Raw genomic sequence first — 18,211 nt, forward strand, 5'->3', positions numbered from 1 at the left:
TTGCTTGCGTGCGATCCGGGGAGGGCCTCCCCGTTTCGCTCGGACACAGTTCCAAACGGGGAAACGATCCCCGGTTATTTCTCGAGCCGCCGAGAACATGGCGTGACCTGCGTCACACCCATCCCTCCGCGCGCACGAAACCCACCCACCACCGGCTACTGACCGGAAACCCACGATCGGCCCCTCCAGCGCGCGCCCGCCCCCTGCCCGACACAGGGTGAACGCAAGGGTGCAGCCGGTCACCGGCGGCTGCCGTGGACCGGGAGGTGCCGACGTGCCGCCGCAGCCGAAGGCACCGCCGTCGAAGGCACCGCCGTCGAAGGGCCGGATACCCCCGCGGGGGCGGATACGGCCGCGCCGGCTGGCCGCCCTCACGACCGTCACCGTGCTGACCCTCGCGGTCAGCACCTCGGCCGGCACCGGCCGGCTGGCACCGGGCGGCACGGGCGCCGGACCGGCCGCCCTGGCCCTCTCCCCCGCGCACGGCCCGTGCATGATCAGCGGCGGCCCCGAGATCCAGATGTCGGAGGGCGTCCCCACCGCCACCGGCTACGCCCGCTCCACCGGCACGGTCCGCGCCCTCACCCTGATGATCGACTTCTCGGACGCGGTGGGCGAGGGCAAGGCCATGGACCGCTACGCCGAGTTCTTCCCGCAGACCCGGGACTGGTTCGCGACCAGCTCCTACGGCCGCCTGGACTACCGCCCCGAGACGCCGGTCACCGACTGGCTGCGCATGCCGAAGTCGTTCGCCGACTACGGCATAGAACGCGGCGCGCCCTTCGAGCCCGGCTACCGGGAGCTCGTCCAGGACCTCGTCGCGGTGGCCGACCCGAAGGTCGACTTCCGCGACTACGACCTGGTCAACGTCCTGGTCACCCCGAACGCCGGCCCCTCGGCACTGGACACGGTCCTCTCCGTCACCTTCGCCGGCAACACGGAGGCCCCGGTGGCGGACGGCGTCCCCGTCTCCAACGCGTCCTTCGTCTACTCCCGCCAGGACGACGGCTCCGGCTCCTACGACAAGACCGGCTTCCGCGTCCTGCCCCACGAGAACGGCCACGTCTTCGGCCTGCCCGACCTCTACACCCAGGAGGGCGGGGGCGCGGTCGGCCACTGGGACATCATGAGCGAGGACTGGGGCGCCGACAACGACCTCCTCGGCTGGCACAAGTGGAAGCTGGGCTGGCTGGCGCCCTCCCAGGTCCACTGCGCGGCCACCCCCGGCACGACGGACTACACCCTGGCGCCGCTGGGCACCCGGGGCGGCGACAAACTGGTGGTCGTCCCCCTCGACGCCAAGTCCGGCTACGCCGTCGAACTGCGCACCCGCTCCGGCAACGACGAGGCGGTGTGCCGCCCCGGCATCCTGATCTACCGCGTCGACGCGGACGTGGACACCGGCATGGGCCCGGTCACCGTCCACGACTCCCAGCGCGACAGCGGCGGCTGCACCCGCAGCCCCAACGTCCACGCCGAACTCTCCGACGCGACCTTCACCCCGGGCGAGACCTTCCAGGACCCGCACGCGGCCCTGACGATCAAGGTCACGTCCACCAACCCGGACGGCACCTACCGCATCCGCGTCACCCGCAGCTGACCCACCCCGCCCCGACCCCACCCGCTACACTGACGACGGTGGATCACCACCAGCCTTCGCCTTCGTAGCTCAGGGGATAGAGCACCGCTCTCCTAAAGCGGGTGTCGCAGGTTCGAATCCTGCCGGGGGCACAGCGAAAGGCCAGGTCAGAGGCCCTTCCGTCCATCGGACGGGAGGGCCTTCGTACTCGCAGCACACATATGGCACACGTGGGTGCTGCGGGCAGAGGTGGGGAGCTGTGCGATATGCCCGCGAAGGACGAGCTGGCTCGCCGTCGGCACGAGAGGCTGATCGACCGACTTGAGTCGATGATGCTGGCCGCGCTGAGGCCGGAGTACGAGGGGTACTACGGGCAGCTGATCCTTGGCGCTGACGATCTTGCGGAGATGGGCGAGCTCAAGGACGTCCGGCGTGCCGCCAGGGAAGCGGGACGACGTCTCGGCTGGAAGACGACCACCCACCTCGTCGGCGGGAGGCTCTTCGTCCTCGACGAGCGCGAGGTGCCCGAGAGGATCGAGCGGTTGGCTGGGGATGCGGCCGCTGCTGCGATGGACCGGTTCTGGGACGAAAGCCGTCGGCCGCGACTGACCTGATCCGAAGAAGACGCAAGGGGGCACCCACCGCATCAGGGCGGTGGGGTGCCCCCTTCGGTTACGGCTCCCCGGCACGGGTTAGGCACACATCACGCGGCGTCTTCCTCCAGGGCGGCCACGGTCTCGGCGGCCTCACGGGCCTTCCGCTCCGCTTTCTCCAGCTTGGCCTTCGCCTTGGCCAGTTGCTTGGAGCGGCGCTTGTGCATCTTCTTCGAGACCTCGTCCAGGCGGTCGGGAAAGAGATGCCCGTAGGTGTCCAGGGTCAGCGTCGCGGACTTGTGGCCCAGCATCGTCTGTACGACATTGACGTCCGCGCCGCTGGCGATGGCGAGCGAGGCCGCCGTGTGGCGCAGCTTGTGCGGGGTGACCTTGAGATGCCCCAGCCCGGTCTTCCCGACCGCCGGCGCGAAGAACCGCTGACGGAAGTTCCGGGCCCGCAGCGGCCCGCCCTGCGGGGCGGTGAAGAGCAAGTCGCCATCTCCCCTCCCCTTGACGTGGGGCTTCAGCTCGTCGGCCAGGAACCGCGGGATTGGTACGGACCGGCGCTCGTGGTTCTTGGGGGTGTCGAGGTAGAGCTTGCCGTTGTCCTCGGCGTACGCCTCCACGATGTGGGCTCGACAGGCGCTCAGGTCGACGCGGCCCACCTTGAGCGCGGATGCCTCGCCCCAGCGCAGTCCGGTGTAGGCCAGCAGCAGGATGAACACCCGGTAGGCGCCTGACGCGGTAGCCAGCGCGTCGACCTGCATGTCGTCGAGGTACACGTGATCAGCGGGCATCGCCTTCGGCAGAGGCACGCCGACAGCCGGGTTGGCCGCCAGACGACGGGCCTTGACCGCGTAGCCGAGTACGCGGCTGAGGACGACGTACGCCTTGCGGACCGACCGGGGGCTGAGCTTCCTGCCGCCGGTCGCCTCGCCGGACAGCAGATCCGCAAGCCACTCGGCGACATCCTCGAAGTGGATGCGGTCCAGCGGGGTGGTACCCCACTTGGGAATCACGTGGACGTCGAGAACACCGCGGTAGCGAGCCCGGGTTGAGCGCTTGAGGTGGAGCTGCGCCGCCAGCCAGGACTCCGCCACCTCTGCGAACTTCACCCGCGCGGCTGCGGGATCGCGATAGGAGCCGTCGTTGAGACGCGACTCCATCCTTGTCCGCTCCGCCTCGGCGTCGACCTTGCGGGCGAAGGTCTTCATCTTCGGCTTGCCGTCGGGGTCGTACCACCGCACGCGGTAGCGCCCCGGTGGCGTACGCCCCGCCCGCTTGGCGTCCGCGACGGCCCGTACATACGCCGCGTGCCCTATGCGGTCCTCAATCCAGACCCGAGCCAACTAGCACCCCCTCCGGCCATCGCTCGACACCGACGGGAGCGGCAGGAGCAGGGTTGTGGGAGGGACGCCGAGCGCCGTGGCGATGGCGACGAGATCGTCTACGTCGCAGCGCGGGTGGGCGCGTTCGGTTCGGCTGAGGACGGTGTTGCTCATCGGGCGGCCCAGAGCCGTGCAGCGGGCGGCGAGCTGGTGCTGGGTCAGACCGCGCACGAGACGTAGGTGCTCGATGGCGCGGGCGGCGTGGAGGCTGACGGGGCCTATTTTGACAGGTCGGTTGGGCATGACAGATAGCTGTAACTTGCAGCCGGCCGTTATGGCAAGAGTTAGTTCTTAAACTCTCCAAAAGTCGTTCGGGGGCGAAGTGGTGTTCGTCTCGTCGAATTCCCATACATCACGAGCCGTTTCAGCAGGGAGGTTGTGCTACCTTCCCTCCGCGTCAAAGAAGTGGGCGATTTGAGCACCTATTGGGTGCAGTGTCCGGCGGGCTGGCCGCGTCACTTCTGACTGCTGCACGCTACCTCTGAGCTGCCGAGGTACCGGATTCCGGCACCCCGGCCGGTTGCTTCGTCGCAGAAAATTTCGGCTTCCGCGGGAGCGATTTCGGCAACCGACGATCCGCCCTTACTGTTTTGGTCTTCCCCGGCGACGCCGAGGGAAGTGGCCGGGAGTTTCAGAATTCACTCTGGACGCTTCCATGGGTGGTGTGACTGTGTTGCCCACGCCTGCCATCCAAAACCCTGATTCCGATATGGAGACCTCATTGCCGAACCACTCCCCGCGCCTTGCCGACGCCGAGCGTGACCAGCTCGCCACTCCCACCGACGTGGCCGCGTATCTCGGGGTGCCGGTGAAGACGCTCTACCAGTGGAAGTACCGGGGCATCGGCCCCAGGGTCCACAAGGTTGGCCGTCACCTGCGCTACCGCTGGTGGGAGGTGGACGCGTGGCTGGATGCCCAGACGTCGTACGACCTCACGGCCTGACCCCGCGTCTGGAGCGGGCAACGAAGCGGCCCCCGGCGCACCAACGCCGAGGGCCCAAGACTTCCCAACTGATCGCCCATCCCTGAACGAATGAGCTTGTGAGGGGCGGGACCTTGCCCGTCCTGCCCCTCACCGGAGAGGAACGCCTATGGAGGACTCTACGTCCCCCACCCCCACGAACATCTCCCCGACCGGCTGGCCCACTCCCGCCGTCCCCGGCGAGGGCGTCCCCTGGCGCCGTCGGGATCCGACGGACACACGGTCCCCCGCGTCGGGGACCGTCGAACACTCGGCGGATGTGGAAGCACACGGGGACCGTCCCCAGCAGTCTGCAGATGCTGCCGTTGGGGACCGTCCCCGCGACCTGCCCGGTACTCGGTCCCCGCACGTCCCAGTCCCCGTATCGACATCCGGCGCAAACCCGCAGGTCAACGGCGCCGAAATGGGGACTGGTCCCCAACAGGCTGCAGTTGCACCAGGGGACCGCAACGGGGACCGTGATCACGGTCCCCGCCAGTCACTGGGGACCGACAACCCCGTGGCGGGAACCGCCCAGCAGGAGGGGACCGGTCCCGTCGACGCACGGGGACCGGATCACGGGAGCGTCTCCTGGCCTCCTCGGGAACCGGCAGACCCCGTGAAACAGGGTTCCGGTGAGGGTGCGGAATTGTTGGACGAGTTGCGGGCGGCCATCGGCAAGTACGTCGTACTGCCCAATGACGAGGCGCTGACAGCGGTCACCCTATGGGTGGCGGCCACGCACATCCAGACCGCGCTGCAGCACGCGCCGCGTCTGGCGGTCGTCGGCCCGACGAAGGGCTGCGGCAAGTCCCGGGTGCTGGACGTGCTCCACGAGACCGTCCACCAGCCGATCATGACGGTGAACATGTCCACGGCGGTGCTCTTCCGCGTCATCGGCAAGAACCCGCGCACGATCCTTGTGGACGAGGCCGACACCATCTTCAGCAAGGCGGGCGACAACGAGGAACTTCGCGGCCTGCTGAACGCCGGACACCAGCGCAACCGGCCCGCCTGGCGCATCTCCGGCCCGGAGCACAAGCCGACCCCGTATCCGACCTTCGCCATGGCCGCACTGGCCTCGATCGGCGACCTGCCCGACACGATCACCGACCGGGCGGTCGTGCTCCGCATGCAAAAGCGCAAGCCGGGCGAGAAGGTGACCCCCTTCCGCTCGCGCCACGCCACACCGGAACTGAACGCACTGCGGGACAAGCTGGCCGCCTGGCTGGGCCCGCTGCGCGGCACGGCCGGCCGCATGGCGCCAACGATGCCGGTGGAGGACCGGGCGGCAGACACCTGGGAACCGCTGGTCATCATCGCCGACCTGGCCGGCGGCCACTGGCCCGCCAGCGCCCGTGCGGCCTGTGTCGCGATGACCCGCTTCGAGGCCGTCCAAGACGAGCAAACCAACCTCAAGACGCGCTTGCTGCGCGACATCCACCGCGTCTTCGAGACACACGGCAACCCGGAAGCCCTGTCCTCCCTGGATCTGGTCACCGCCCTGCTCCAGGACCCCGACGCCCCCTGGGCGGAACACAGCACCAACGGGCTCAACGCCTACCACCTGGGCAGAATGCTCCGGGACTTCGACATCCGCCCGGCCAACTACCGGTTCGACAAGGGCAGGCAGGCCAAGGGGTACGCCCGTAACCGGTTCCTCGACAGCTGGGCCCGGCACTGCCCCGACCTCACCGAGACAGCGCCCGCCCCCACACCCGCGCCCCCGGCCCAGGGCAAGCCGCCCGCCGCCCCGTCGGGTCAGCTGCCCATCGGCCCGCCCAGCGGCACCGCCGGCCCGAAACGCGCCCGCTGACCCGCCTCCCGCTGGGTCCGTATCACTGCGTCGCATCCGTCCCCGCGCAGGTCAGCGCGGGGACGGATGTCCTCACCGGGACGGACTTCTCCGTACCTGCCCGAGTGTCCGTACCTGTCCTGACCAGGCATGGGACGGATGCGACGCACGTGACACATCTCCCGCCCCTCACCACCGGAGGACCACCATGCACGAACAGCACCACGAACTGCCCATACCTCAGGAGCAGATGCACACCGCCTCAGCCCCAGACAGCGCAGCAAGTTGTCGGGTAAGGAGTCCTTACCCGGCCTCCGCTCCTGGGGTGGCGGAGGCACCCGGCGCCGAGGGGGCGCCGGGGTCGGTCGGCCCGGGGGAGCCGACCGAGACGGGAGACACCAGACCCTCGCCGCATGCCACGCAGACGCCGACGCCGCAGCGCCGCCTGCGTCAGCCGCGCCTACGCGAGCGCCGCGTACACCCCCGTTACAGCGACAGCGAGTTCACCGACCTCGCCCACGCCGCCGCGCTCAGCCGTATGCAGATCGGCGGCTACGTCGCCGAGGCATCGCTCGCCGCCGCCCGCGCCGAGGACCCCACCGCCGCGGTCGCCGACTACCGCGCCATGGTGAAGGCACTGATGGCCGCCAACCGCCAGCTGGGCATGATCGGCAACAACCTCAACCAGCTCACCTGGCACCTCAACAAGGACGGCGCCTGGCCCGAGCCCGCCGTCGTCCACCGGCTCCTGGCCCACGTCGAAGCATCGATCGCCGACGTGGACACCGCCGTCGCCCAGGTCACCGAGGGAAGGCAGGACCGGTGATACCGAAGATCATCACCGGCAAAGGCAGCACCCGCCGTCTGATCGCCTACCTCTTCGGCAAGGGCGACGCCAACGAACACATCGACCCCCACCTGGTCGCCTCCTGGAACGACTTCGCCCCCGACCCCGGCCGCAGCCCCCACCGCGACCCCAAGGAGGTGGAGAAACAGCTCTACACCCAGCTCGACCAGCCAGTGGCCATGCTCGGCCGCCGGGCTCCCCAGACCACGGTCTGGCACTGCCCGGTCCGCGCCGCCCCCGAGGACCCCATCCTGTCCGACGCCCAGTGGGCAGAGATCGCCCGCCGGATCGTGGCCGCCGCCGGCATCGCCCCCACAGGAGACACCGAAGCCTGCCGCTGGGTGGCCGTACGGCACGCCGACGACCACATCCACATCGCCGCCACCCTCGTCCGCCAAGACGGCCGCCGCCCCAAACGGGACTACGACATCCGGGCCGTCCAGCGCGAAGCCCGCCAGATCGAAGTCGACTACGGGCTGAGGCGGTTGAAGCCGGGCGACAGCACCGCCGCCAAACGCCCCACCAGCAAGGAACACTTCAAGGCCAACCGCCAGGGCCAGGACGCCACCGCCCGCGAGATCCTGCGCATGCGGGTGCGCCGCGCGGTCGCCGCCGCGGCCGACGAGGCCGAGTTCTTCTCACTGCTGGAGGCGACCGGCGTGGACGTACGCCTCAAGCTCGCTCCCTCCGGCGACGCGCTCGGCTGCAACTTCGCCCTGCCCGGCAACGTGAACGAGGAAGGCAACCCGGTGTGGTTCGCAGGCTCCACCCTCGCCCCTGGCCTCTCCCTGCCCAAGATCCGCGAACGCCTCGCCACCACCAGCCCCGAGCCGGCCACCATCCACCCTGGCAACCCGTGGCACCAGGCCACCGCCGCCACCGAACGCATCCCCCACCACCTCACGAAAGGCGACGCTCAGACGGCTCAGGGCCAACTCGTCGCGCTCGGCGCGACGCTGGACCTGCTGCCCGTCATGGCACCGACCGCGGTGCGGGCCGAACTCGAACAAGCCGCCGCTGCCTTCGAGCGCGCCACCCGCTCCCTCATTGCCGCCGACCTCGACAGCACCCGCGCCATGCGCCGCAGCATCCAGACCATCTGGCGCGAGAGGCCACAGGACAGCGACGGCACCGGACTCACCATGCTCCTGGACGCCGCACTCACCGCGGTCGCCTTCGCGCTGCACTGGCACCGCACCCGCCAGCACGCCCAGCAGGAGGCGGCAGCCGAACAAGCGCTACTCCACCTGCAGACCGCGTACGCGCAGACCGCCGAGCCCGTCCTGGTCGGCCTCGCCAGCCGGGCACCCGGCCCACAGACCAAGCGCCGCTTCGCCCACCACCTTCAGGATGTGATTCCGGAGCACGCCGAGCGCATCCTCAACGACCCCGCTTGGGACGCACTCGCCACCGTGCTCGCCGAGACAGAGGCAGCAGGACACAACGCACCCACTGTCCTCGGCCAAGCGCTGCACCAACGCGCCCTTGACGACGCCCGCAGTCCCGCCCGCGCGCTGACCTGGCGCATCCGCCGCCTCGGCGAGCGCCACGTTCCCGGTCCACGGGCCCAGGCAGCCAGAGCCCACAGCGCCATGCAACGGCCCAGCGTGCCGACCCACCTTGCGGCAGCCATTGCTCGGCCACCACAGGGGTCACCGCCACGACGGCGCTGATCAGGCCGGGGCGGACAGCTTGGGCGCCAGGAGCTCCAGGGCTTCCTCCCAGCGGTAGCGGTCGACCCCGCCGCCGGCCTTCGGCCGGTGCGGTTCATACGAGCCGATCAGGACGCCCATCTCGCGCAGCCGTTCCAGACTCTGGCGGTACGCGGGGTGGGCAGCCTGGGCTGAGTTCAGATACGGCAGCACGGCGACCGGGATGTCCATGCCGGGTGCTTCGCACAGGACGCCCAGGGCGAGATTGTCGGAGATCCCTGCCGCCCACTTGTTGACCGTGTTGAAGGTGGCCGGGGCGACCGCGATCGCGTCCGCAGGCCGAGTCGGGCGCGGCTCCCCCGGTGATCGCCAGGCCGAGCGGATGGGGCGTCCGGTCTGGGCCTCGACCGCCTCCGCGTCGAGGAAGCAGAGCCCTTGTGGGGTGGCGATGACGCCGACGTCCCAGTGCCGCTTCTGTGCTGCGGTGATCAGCTTGCTGACGTCGGCGGCTACGCCGGCCGCGCAGACCACGATCTGTAGGAACGGCTTGTCGGGCTGATCACTCACGCGGGCACTCCCAGTTGGCGGCTGAAGTGGTGCAGCTCGGGCAGTGCCCGGCGGCGGTCGCGGGCAGCCATGTCGGCGACCAGTTCGCGTACGGCCGGGCGGCGGATGTCCTGTGCCGCGCAGCTCTCGGCGATACGCAGGGCCTGGTAGCCCTCGGCGAGCCTGCCCTGCTGACTGTAGGCGCGGGCGGTCTCCACCCACAGCGCGGCCCTGCGCTCGGGGACAGGAATGTGCCGCCGCATGAGCGGCCGTGCGGTTTCCAGGGCGATGCCGGCGTCACCGAAGGAGACGGCTGCGCTGATCTCGTGGAGTGCGACGTTGGTGGGGCTGAAATTCGCCCAGGCGTCCGGCCGGTCGAAGGAGACGTAGCGAGCGACTTCCTTGGCTTCGGTGAGGAAGTCCTGGGTGGTGTCGCGGTCGCCGTTTCTGCTGGCGGCGGTCGCCCCGCGGAGCAACAGCAGACCAACCGCTGCCAGGTACCGGGGCGAGCGCTGGTCGTAGGAGCCGGTGAGCTGGTCGGCAGTGTGACGGACCATGTTCACGGCCTGAGCCGTGTGCTTCTCCCGTACGAGGACGTGAGCGTGGACACGGACACTCGCGGCGAGAACGACAGGATCCCCGGACCGTTCCGCCTCGGCCATGGCCCGACCGGCCGCGAGCCAGGCGTTGCCCTGATCGGCCCGCTTCAGCAACAGGCTCACCGACGTCTGGTAGGCGGTCGCAAGCAGCCCGGACACCTCCGCCGAGCCGGATGAGCCTCCGGCAACCTGACGCAGGTCGGCGATCAGACCCGGCAAGGTCTGCTCCAGTTCCGCGTAGTCGCACGTGCAGAACATCCGGCGTACGGCTCGTGCCCGGTCCCGCAGTTCGTCGAGGCCCAGGGCCTGCCCGGTGGCCGCGGGGCTCGTGCCTGGCAACAGGACTTGGATCAGGTCGTGATGTGCCGCGCTCGACGACGGCGGAGCCGCGAGTGCGGCGACGCTCGCGGCAAGGAAGGTACGGCGGTGCATGTCCTCTGTTCCGGGCTCGGCGGGGCTGGCATCAGAAGCAGCAGCGAGGCCGAGACGTTGCGGCGGAATCTCCAGCACCTGCGCGATCTCGCGCAGCACTCGTACGTCCTCGGTACCCCTGCCGCTCTCCAGGCGGCTCAGCTTCGACTGGTGATACCCAAGCGCGGCGGCAACGTCCCTCTGCGAGCGCCGCTGTAACACACGTGCCTGACGGATCACTTCACCGATCCGTCTCGCTTCACTCTGTGCCTCGGCCATCTGTGCCACGGCCCCTTCTGCCGTCGCCGATCCTGCATGCTCAACCGAGAGTAACCGAGTGGCATTTGGCAGTGATGCAGCTCCTGCATAAGTGATGCAGCCCCGGCACACCGACTGGTTCCGCTTACGTGCGGAGCGGTTGCGTGGAGTGGCCAAACCAACCAGGAGGCCGCTCATGGAAGCGCATCACATCCGGATTCCCGTCTCTGGCACGCCAGCTGCCGCAGCGTCCGCGCGCCAGCAGCTCGCGAAGGGGATACGGACTTTCGGCGCCTTCCTCGGCCCCGAACTCCTGGACGCGGCAGAGCTGGTGGCCGCAGAGCTCATCGCGAACGCGGTCCGGCACGCAAACGGCGGCCCGATCACGGCCGCCGTCTGCCTGAGCGATAAGGGACTGCGAATCGAGGTGAACGACGCCAACCCCGCCGTCCCACAGGTCAGCTTGTCGGATGTCGACGACGAAGGCGGACGAGGGCTGTTCCTCGTCGCGGCACTCGCGGACCGCCACGGCTTCGATCCGCTGCCGCCCGGCAAACGCTGCTGGGCCGAGTTCAAGGTCAGCACCCCACTACGCACCGCATCTCACTATCCCCTGCAGAGGAGTTGACCGTTGACAGCCGTACGCACTCCCCCCGTCGCCGCAGAAGTGGTCGCCGTGCGACCCGGCAGCCCACTCGCCGGCTCCATCACCGTCGACGGCTCCAAGAACGCGGCCCTGCCCCTGCTGGCCGCCGCCGCGGCCCTGCACCGCCCGGTGCATCTGAGCAACGTCCCGTCGAACACGGATGTCGAGACCATGCTCACCCTGCTCCAACAGGCCGGCTGGCACACGGCCCGTCCGGTCAGCGATCCGCACACCACCGTGATCCTGCCGAGCGACAAGCCCCAGCCAGGCCCCGATCCTGAGGTCGCCGCCCGTATCCGGGCCTCGTACTACCTCGTACCGGCCCTGCTCGGCGCGTACGGGCGAGCCCGGCTGCCCTGGCCGGGAGGCTGCCGGATCGGGGAACGGGGGATGGAGCAGCACTTCAAGGTCTACGAGCGCTTCGGTGACCGCACGACCGTAGACGGCCACGGGTACGTCGTGGAAGCAGCCACTGGTGGGACCAAGACGGTGTCCGTGGTGCTGCCTTTCCGTTCTCGCGGGGCGAGCATCGCCGCCCTCCTGCGCGCCGTCGTAGCCGGCCGGTCACTGCGCCTTGGCCACCCCAATCTCTCGCCTGAAGTCATCAGCATCGTAGAGGCGTTGCAGGCGGCGGGATGGACGTGCCGGGTCAGTGAGTCGGTCCTGACGCTGTCACCACCCACTTCCGTCTCGACGAACACCACCGTCTGGGCGGTGCCTGGCGACAAGGTCGAAGCCGGGACGCTGGCCTGTGCGGTCGCGGCGACCGGCGGGGGTGCACACATCCGGGGCGTACGCGCCGACGACGTCGCTCCCCTGGTCTCAGCCTTGAACTGGCTGGGAGTCCCAGCCGACGTCGAGGGCGATGCCTTCACCGTCCGGGCCCACGACGCCGAGCCGACCGGGCGATCGCTGCGCGCCATCGCCTCCCTCTCCCCCGGCGGTCTGGACGCCGACTTCGAACCACCGCTGATGGCTCTGGCCCTCGGACTGCCCGGCACTCATCTGTTCGCCGACGCCATCAACCCCGGCCGTCACGGCAACCTGCTCCCCCAGCTCGCCCGCCTCGGCGCCGAGATCCACGAACTCTCGCCCACCGAATGCCGCCTCACCGGACCGCAGCAGCTGACCGGAGCCGGCGTGGAGGCCACCGACATCCGCACGGGCTCGGCCCTGCTCATCGCCGGTCTCACCGCGCGCGGCGTCACCACCCTCGGCGGCCTCGAACAGCTCCGGCGCGGCCACGCCGACCTGCCCACCAAACTGCACGCCCTGGGCGCCGACATTTGCGAGGTCACGCCATGACCCGGCAGCTTCAGCGGATCACCGCCACGACCGACGTCCACTCCTCCTTCGCCCAGGCCACACCGATGCTCGCCTACCTCCACGCCGCCAGGGCCGAGAGCCTGATCGTGGACTGCGGCGACTTCTTCGAAGGCACCGGCTTCTACCGCTTCGGCCAGGGGCAGATCGAGTGCGAGGCTCTCACGAGCCTGTACGACCTGCTCGCCCCTGGAAACCACGGCTGGCCGCACTACTTCGAACCGCAGCTGCACGCGATGACCGTGTGCGCGAACGCAGCCGACAGCAGCGGCAGGCCACTCTTCGACCGCGTGCGCATCGAGAACATCGGTGGCCGGCGAGTTGCCGTCACCGGGGTAATCGGCCTGCAAGCCTTCAACGCGATCCCTGCCAACCAGCGCACGGGCCACCACGTCACCGACCCTGCCCAGGCCCTACGCGAGGTGATGCTGGAGCACCACCACCGTGCGGACGCCTGGATGGTGCTGTCCCACTCGGGCTTCGACGAGGACTTGAAAATGGCCGCCGCCTGCCCGTTCGCGGACGTCATCTTCGCCGGGCACTGCCACAGCGGCAGCTACGGCCCCGTGCCCGTCGGTGACACCCTCGTCGTCAAGGGTCACGAACTCGGCGTCGGGTACGCCACCGCCGAGCCGGTCGGGGCCGGCTGGGCCGTCCGCGTAGGCATCTTCCCCGACACGTCCCTGATCCCCGAGGCCCTCGCCGTACTGCAGGAGAAGATCGCCCTCGTCGGCAGCACCCTGGGGAGCCAGCTCGGCATCGTGAACGAGCCATATCTCAATACCCTGTTGAACCGGCGCCTCCTCTTGGGCGAGATCGCCACCCGCCTGCACACCGGCCTCGGAGCGGACGCGGTCATCCTCAACGAGACCGCTCTGCGCCCCGTACCACTCGGCGATGTCCTCACCCTCGGCGACCTGCTCGCCATCGAGCCCTTCGGCAACCAGCTCGTCCACGCCTTCCTCTCCGACGATCAGTCCGAGGACCACGCCAAGCCGCTCGCTCATCTCGTCGAACGCGTCGGCCCCTTGGCCGTCACGCCCACACCCCTGCCACTGACAGCGCGCATCGTGCTGACCACCGACTACATCGCCGATACCTATCTCGGCGGCCGCACTCATCAAGCCGGACTGCGTCTGGGCCAGGCGGTGCGCAGCGTCCTGGCGGCCCCGTTCGCTGACTCTGCCGACGCTCTTCCAGGGAGCGCTCAATGATCCTCACCGGTCCCGAGATCAACACGGCCGTTGCCGACGGACGCCTTCGCATCACCCCGTTCGACCCGAAGCAGACGAACCCCAACAGCTACAACGTCCGCCTGGGCGCCACCCTGCTGACGTACGCCACCAAGGTCATCGACGCCCACCACGCCAACCCCACGCACGCGATCCGAATCGACACGGACGGATACGTCCTCCAGCCCGGCGAGCTGTACCTCGGCCACACCGTCGAGGAGGTCGGCTCGGACCTCTTCATCCCACTGCTCTTCGGCCGCTCCTCGGTCGGACGACTGGGGTTATTCGTCGAGATCACCGCCCCTATCGGTGACATCGGCTTCCACGGCCAGTGGACTTTGATGCTGTCCCCCATCCGCCCTCTGCGGGTGTACGCAGGCATGAAGATCGGGCAGATCATGTTCTTCGTCTCCACCGGGGACGTCGACCTGTACCGAGGCAAGTACCAGGGCGCCGCCGGCCCCCAGCCCTCCCGCTACTGGCTGGACGAGGCACCCGCCCAGGCGGGCGCCTCGTGATCCTCACCGGCCCCGCCATTGCCGCCGCCGTCAGCGCAGGCGAGATCACCATCGCGCCCTACGACCCGGCACGTCTGTCCCCCAATGCCTACGACTGGCGGCTGGGCGACACGATCCGCATCTGCGACGGCGACCTGGACGCCGCCGCCCCCACCGCCTTCACCGAACTGGCCATCCCGACCTCCGGATTGGTCTTGCAGCCCGGTGTGCTCTACCTCGGCGTCACGCTGGAAAGGACCGGCTCGGAAACGTATGCCCAACTCCTCAACGGCAACCGCACCATCGGCGCCCTCGGCATCTGGGTCCACGTCTCCGCACCACTCGGCCACCAGGGCCACGCGATCCGCTGGACCTTGGAGATCCGCGCTGCCAAGCCCGCCCGCGTCTATCCGGGAATGACCTTCGGCAAGCTCGTCTTCCTCACCACCCTCGGCCCCCCGGCCAGCTACCAGCAACAGCGCGCCAAGTACGCCGCCACGCACGGCATCGACATCTCCCGCCTGTACGAAGAGATCCCCCAAGGAGCGCTGTGAGCCCCCTCGTCCGCCCGGCCGCGGGGCCGCTGGCCGCCACCTTCCTCGACCTCCCAGCCGGAAGCCCCGGCGGCAGCGTCGAACTCTTCCTCGACCTGTACACCGGCGACAAGCCCCTCATCCCCGCACGGGCCTTCATGCTGGCCCCCACCCGCCCCAAACCCCACCTCCCCGCCGGGCTCGACCTGCTGACGGTCGCCGGCAAGTGCCTGGAGGGCGCCGCCTTCAGCCGCTACGTCGCAGCCCTGCGCCAGGCGCTGGTGACCGCGATCGATCCAGCCCAGATCCGGGTACTCCACCTGCAGCACCTCACCTTCGGCGCCACGCCCGCCCTGCTCCGGGCTCTGCCGGCCCACCCCAGGATCGCCTTGGTCCACGGCACCGACCTGATCTTCGCCGATGCACACCGCGACCAGCTCCAAGTCCTGCGCGAGACGGCGAGGGCCGCCGACGCGATCGTCGTCCCCACCGGCGCGATGGCCGACCGCCTTCTCAAGCTCGCCCCGCAGATCGACCGCCGCAAGGTCGTCCGCATTCCGTGGGGTGTCCCCGACCATCTGCTCACCGATCCGCCTTCCCGGCCCGGCCGCACTTCCACCAGCCACCTACGGCTGCTGTACGCAGGCAGGCTGACCGCCGAGAAGGGCGCAGAGCACCTGATCACCAGCCTGGCGCCCATTCCAGGAGTCGAACTGAGCATCGCCGCACCCAGAGCCCAGTTCCACGCCTTGGCCCCGCTCCTCCAGCGGACCGGAGTGCGGGCCCGGTACCTCGGCTGGCTCCGCCGTCCACAACTGTGGAAAGCCTTCGCCGAGCACGACGTCCTGGTCATGCCGTCCACCACCCTGGAAGCCATGGGCCTGGTCGCACTGGAGGCCCAAGCATGCGGTCTGCCTGTCCTGTACCAACCTGTGCCCGGCCTCAACGAAGTCGTCGCCGCGTCCGGAGTGGCCACCGACTTCACCCATTCCGCCGCACTCGCCCGCGACCTCGACCGCCTACGAACCGCCCCCGGCCTGCTGCCCGCGCTGCGACAGGCGGGCCACGCGAATGCCGCCCGTTACCCCCTCACCACTACCGCCCAGGCCCTGGCTGACCTCGGCCGCCAGCTCACCTGAGAAAGCCACCGATCAGCCCCCGCATCCGACGTCCGACACGCCATTCCCCCACCGGCCCTGCCCGCGTCACTACGCTGATCCGGCGGGTTGCCCACGGCGAACAGGGAGACCATGACGTACAGCACCGACCGCATCGAAGCCCTCCTGAACGAAGGCGTCCGCGACAAGGTCTACCCCGGCGCCGTATGGGCAGTCGGTGACGCCACCGGCACCCGCGCCCAGGGCGCCACCGGGGTCCTCGACCCCAACGAGCCGGACGTGCCGATGCAGCCCGACACCGTCTTCGACGCCGCCAGCCTCACCAAGATCCTCGCCGTGTGGGCCTCGATCGGAGCCCTGTGGGAGGAAGGCAAGCTCGACCTCGACACCCCGCTTGGTGCCTTCTGGTCCGAAGTCGACGGCCACCCGCTCGGCGCCGTGACCGCCCGCCACCTGCTGACCCACACGGCCGGCGCACCGCTCCGCGCCCAACTCAAGAACCTCTACGGCACCAACCCCCAGGACATCCGCGACGGAGTCCTCCACGAGGCCCTGCACCGCCCGCCCGGCGAGGCCGTCGAGTACACCGACCGAGCCGCCCTCATCCTCGGATACCTCGCCGAATACCTCGCCGGGCGACGCCTTGACCAGCTCGCCACGGAACGGACCTGGCAGCCGCTGGGCATGCACTCCACCCGCTTCGGCCCCCTGACCACCGAGATCACCACGCGGTGCGCACCGACCGAACTCGACCAGGACACCGGCGCCCACCTCAAGGGCGTCGCCCACGACTTTTCCGCCCGCCTCCTGGGCGGAGTGTGCGGGATCGCCGGTGCCTTCACCGTCCTCGACGACCTCGCCGTCTTCTTGCGCTACATGCTGGACACCTCAACCAGCCACGGGCAGGCCGGATTCGGCCCCGACTGGACCAGGCAGTCGCTGACCGTCCAGACCGGCGCCCTGGAGCCAGTGCGCGGCCTGTTCTGGCACCCCGCGCCTGGCACGCACCCCGCTGAGGACATCTGGGTCCACTACGGCTTCACCGGCACCGGAATGTGGATCTCACCCGAGCAAGGACGGTGGGCAGTACTGCTGACCAACAAGCTCTACTACACCCGCGAACGCCAGCCCTTGACCGACGTCCGCAACGCCTTCCGCGGTCTAGCCTTCCCCTGATCCCCACGGGGATCAGTGCTCGGCGCCACACCTGCCTCACATCGTAGATGCCTATTTGCCTGGGAATATCACCGGCAGCAACGTCGTCAACACCGCCAGGCCAGCGCTGACTGTGCTCCGGTACAACCACGCACCAACCATGACAACAGCTCCCATAGCAAGCGGCATGGGCACGTGCCACACACGGACGCCGAAGGCCACTGCCACCATCACACCAGCCATCATCACTAGGTTGAATGCCTCACGCCGACGCGCAGGTTCGACCAACTCCGCACTGTCAAGAAGAGCTCCCACGTGCCCTTGGGCATAACGGTCGCTGATCTTGAGTGAAAGTGCGGCAAGCTTCCGAGCGGCTTCCTTCCTGTCGAGGTCGAACCCAGCGTGAGCAGCGCGCAGGGCGGCAACAACCCCGCTCGCGTGAGCCCGCAGCCCGGGACGGCGCCATGACACCCCCGGCACCGTTCCACGCATCGACCGCGCACCCCTGACCCGCATTACTGCGAACCGCAAAGACACACTCTGCAGATCCGCGCGCATGTGCGGGGCGCGGGCAGTCTCAGCGCATTCGCCGATGAGGTCGGCCCACCGCTGAACCCGTTCGAAGGTCATGCTCCGAAGTTCGAACGCGTCTGCCGCCCACACAGCGAGACGTCGTGCAGCCAGAAAGCTGGCTCCGACCAGCAGCACACCATGCCCGAACGACACCCAAGCTTCCCGGCTGGACAGAGATGCTTCGGGCGGGTCCCCGTATATGGCCTCTTGAACCCAGGTCGGCGTGTACGTCAGAACCAGGACCCGCAGTGCTCGGCCCACAAACGCCACCACGCAGTAGCCCATGGGGATCAGAACCGCCCATGTTTGCCAACGGGTCTCGTGGTGGGCACGCAGTGCGACCCGAACTGGTCCTGGAACCGGACCGATGCCCAAGTATTCGGCGTCCTCGCACAACTTGCGTATCGCCGCGTTCGCCTTCTCTCGCTGTCGCAAGGCGAGTTGAGAACGGATGCGTCGGAACATGCAGTTGAGGATGCCACCTCGAGGTGGGCCACGAAGCGGC

General features: G+C 69.2%; 18 protein-coding genes and 1 tRNA gene. 14 read left to right on the top strand and 5 right to left on the bottom strand.

The annotated features are described in order from the left end of the window. Positions 1–274: 274 nt before the first annotated feature. From ACGFZL_RS14440 to ACGFZL_RS14450, 3 genes are all read left to right on the top strand, one after another. Positions 275–1,600, top strand: a complete 1,326-nt coding sequence (locus ACGFZL_RS14440; RefSeq protein WP_393691563.1) for a M6 family metalloprotease domain-containing protein — start codon at positions 275–277, stop codon at positions 1,598–1,600. A 58-nt stretch (positions 1,601–1,658) separates the two neighbouring features. Then, positions 1,659–1,731: transfer RNA gene (locus ACGFZL_RS14445), tRNA-Arg, on the top strand. Between the two features lie 114 nt (positions 1,732–1,845). Continuing rightward, complete coding sequence (locus tag ACGFZL_RS14450; RefSeq protein WP_104780120.1) at positions 1,846–2,193, top strand: hypothetical protein; 348 nt, start codon at positions 1,846–1,848, stop codon at positions 2,191–2,193. 89 nt (positions 2,194–2,282) lie between these two features. On the opposite strand, the gene ACGFZL_RS14455 is transcribed toward ACGFZL_RS14450, so the two are convergent. After that, entirely contained in the window at positions 2,283–3,521 is a 1,239-nt protein-coding gene (locus ACGFZL_RS14455) for a tyrosine-type recombinase/integrase (protein ID WP_393691565.1), read from the bottom strand. After that, a complete protein-coding gene (locus tag ACGFZL_RS14460; protein ID WP_393691567.1) occupies positions 3,522–3,803 on the bottom strand; it encodes a helix-turn-helix domain-containing protein in 282 nt (93 codons plus the stop codon). It lies immediately after the preceding gene. Positions 3,804–4,269: 466 nt separating this feature from the next. Between ACGFZL_RS14460 and ACGFZL_RS14465 the strand changes: the two genes are divergently transcribed. The 4 genes from ACGFZL_RS14465 to ACGFZL_RS14480 all read left to right on the top strand — a co-directional run bounded on the left by ACGFZL_RS14465 (position 4,270) and on the right by ACGFZL_RS14480 (position 8,836). Beyond that, positions 4,270–4,503, top strand: coding sequence for a helix-turn-helix transcriptional regulator (locus tag ACGFZL_RS14465; RefSeq protein WP_393691569.1), 234 nt, complete (start codon positions 4,270–4,272; stop codon positions 4,501–4,503). Positions 4,504–5,182: 679 nt separating this feature from the next. After that, positions 5,183–6,337, top strand: a complete 1,155-nt coding sequence (locus ACGFZL_RS14470; RefSeq protein ID WP_393691893.1) for a DUF3631 domain-containing protein — start codon at positions 5,183–5,185, stop codon at positions 6,335–6,337. Positions 6,338–6,641: 304 nt separating this feature from the next. Beyond that, complete coding sequence (locus ACGFZL_RS14475) at positions 6,642–7,142, top strand: plasmid mobilization protein (RefSeq protein WP_393691571.1); 501 nt, start codon at positions 6,642–6,644, stop codon at positions 7,140–7,142. After that, a complete protein-coding gene (locus ACGFZL_RS14480; protein WP_393691573.1) occupies positions 7,139–8,836 on the top strand; it encodes a mobilization protein in 1,698 nt (565 codons plus the stop codon). Before ACGFZL_RS14475 ends, ACGFZL_RS14480 begins: the two co-directional genes overlap by 4 nt. Here ACGFZL_RS14480 and ACGFZL_RS14485 read toward each other — a convergent pair whose 3' ends face one another. Both ACGFZL_RS14485 and ACGFZL_RS14490 read right to left on the bottom strand, forming a co-directional pair. Further along, on the bottom strand, positions 8,837–9,382 hold the full coding sequence (locus tag ACGFZL_RS14485; protein WP_393691575.1) for a flavoprotein: 546 nt from the start codon (positions 9,380–9,382) through the stop codon (positions 8,837–8,839). It lies immediately after the preceding gene. Beyond that, positions 9,379–10,650, bottom strand: coding sequence for a helix-turn-helix domain-containing protein (locus ACGFZL_RS14490; protein ID WP_393691895.1), 1,272 nt, complete (start codon positions 10,648–10,650; stop codon positions 9,379–9,381). Before ACGFZL_RS14490 ends, ACGFZL_RS14485 begins: the two co-directional genes overlap by 4 nt. 175 nt (positions 10,651–10,825) lie before the next feature. Here ACGFZL_RS14490 and ACGFZL_RS14495 point away from each other — a divergent pair, with 175 nt between their 5' ends. The 7 genes from ACGFZL_RS14495 to ACGFZL_RS14525 all read left to right on the top strand — a co-directional run bounded on the left by ACGFZL_RS14495 (position 10,826) and on the right by ACGFZL_RS14525 (position 17,154). Then, positions 10,826–11,257, top strand: a complete 432-nt coding sequence (locus tag ACGFZL_RS14495) for an ATP-binding protein (RefSeq protein ID WP_393691577.1) — start codon at positions 10,826–10,828, stop codon at positions 11,255–11,257. Positions 11,258–11,296: 39 nt separating this feature from the next. Next, positions 11,297–12,580, top strand: coding sequence for a UDP-N-acetylglucosamine 1-carboxyvinyltransferase (locus tag ACGFZL_RS14500; RefSeq protein ID WP_393691897.1), 1,284 nt, complete (start codon positions 11,297–11,299; stop codon positions 12,578–12,580). Then, positions 12,577–13,812, top strand: coding sequence for a bifunctional metallophosphatase/5'-nucleotidase (locus tag ACGFZL_RS14505; RefSeq protein WP_393691579.1), 1,236 nt, complete (start codon positions 12,577–12,579; stop codon positions 13,810–13,812). The genes ACGFZL_RS14500 and ACGFZL_RS14505 overlap by 4 nt, the downstream gene beginning before the upstream one ends. Further along, positions 13,809–14,348 (top strand): dCTP deaminase, encoded by a 540-nt coding sequence (gene dcd, locus ACGFZL_RS14510; protein WP_393691581.1) that lies wholly within the window; start codon positions 13,809–13,811, stop codon positions 14,346–14,348. Before ACGFZL_RS14505 ends, dcd begins: the two co-directional genes overlap by 4 nt. Continuing rightward, positions 14,345–14,881: a dCTP deaminase domain-containing protein gene (locus tag ACGFZL_RS14515; RefSeq protein ID WP_393691583.1), complete on the top strand. Its 537-nt coding sequence runs from the start codon at positions 14,345–14,347 to the stop codon at positions 14,879–14,881. Before dcd ends, ACGFZL_RS14515 begins: the two co-directional genes overlap by 4 nt. After that, entirely contained in the window at positions 14,878–15,999 is a 1,122-nt protein-coding gene (locus ACGFZL_RS14520; RefSeq protein WP_393691585.1) for a glycosyltransferase family 4 protein, read from the top strand. The genes ACGFZL_RS14515 and ACGFZL_RS14520 overlap by 4 nt, the downstream gene beginning before the upstream one ends. Positions 16,000–16,110: 111 nt before the next feature. Continuing rightward, positions 16,111–17,154 carry a serine hydrolase domain-containing protein gene (locus ACGFZL_RS14525; RefSeq protein ID WP_393691587.1) on the top strand — a complete coding sequence of 348 codons (1,044 nt, stop codon included), beginning with the start codon at positions 16,111–16,113 and terminating at the stop codon, positions 17,152–17,154. A gap of 51 nt (positions 17,155–17,205) precedes the next feature. On the opposite strand, the gene ACGFZL_RS14530 is transcribed toward ACGFZL_RS14525, so the two are convergent. After that, the gene (locus ACGFZL_RS14530; protein ID WP_393691589.1) at positions 17,206–18,171 is read right to left on the bottom strand and encodes a hypothetical protein; all 966 of its coding nucleotides are present in this window, start codon (positions 18,169–18,171) and stop codon (positions 17,206–17,208) included. Between the last annotated feature and the right edge of the window lie 40 nt (positions 18,172–18,211).

This window comes from Streptomyces sp. NPDC048182 (assembly GCF_043202555.1).
In the GTDB taxonomy this organism is placed as follows: domain Bacteria; phylum Actinomycetota; class Actinomycetes; order Streptomycetales; family Streptomycetaceae; genus Streptomyces.